The organism is Bradyrhizobium campsiandrae, from assembly GCF_014529705.1.
Classification (GTDB): Bacteria; Pseudomonadota; Alphaproteobacteria; order Rhizobiales; family Xanthobacteraceae; genus Bradyrhizobium; species Bradyrhizobium campsiandrae.
In genome coordinates this window covers 1-379 of record NZ_JAANIH010000290.1, presented here as the reverse complement: position 1 = coordinate 379, position 379 = coordinate 1, and the positions used below count along the sequence as shown (strand labels likewise).

1 protein-coding gene is annotated in these 379 nt (G+C 38.8%); it reads left to right on the top strand.

What is annotated here, in order from left to right:
- Positions 1-48: 48 nt before the first annotated feature.
- Positions 49-379 (top strand): DNA glycosylase AlkZ-like family protein (locus G8O24_RS47455; protein ID WP_244646441.1); only part of this gene is annotated, 331 nt, incomplete at its 3' end.

The window sequence follows — 379 nt, the reverse complement described above, 5'->3', positions numbered from 1 at the left end:
AGTGCGTACGGACCAGCGACAATACAGGATTTCAAACATTGGAGCGGTTTGCGCAATAGCGAGTACATGACGACCCTCGAAAAACAGCTTGAAAACTATTTTTGCTATATTGGAGAAGACGGAAAAACTTATTATAGTAAAACAGAAACGCACGATGAGCAAGAAATGGATACGCCTTTACTCCTAGGAAAATTTGATCCACTTTTTGTTAGTTATGCGAAAAAGAATTGGCTTGCGAATGAGAAAGAAACAAGTTTGATTTGGCGCATTGCTGGACAAATCGAGGCGGTCTTGATAATAAACGGCCAATTTTTCGGAACGTGGCGATATAAAGTATCAGGGGAGAAAATCATTTTTAATTTCTACCTTAGTAAAAAGT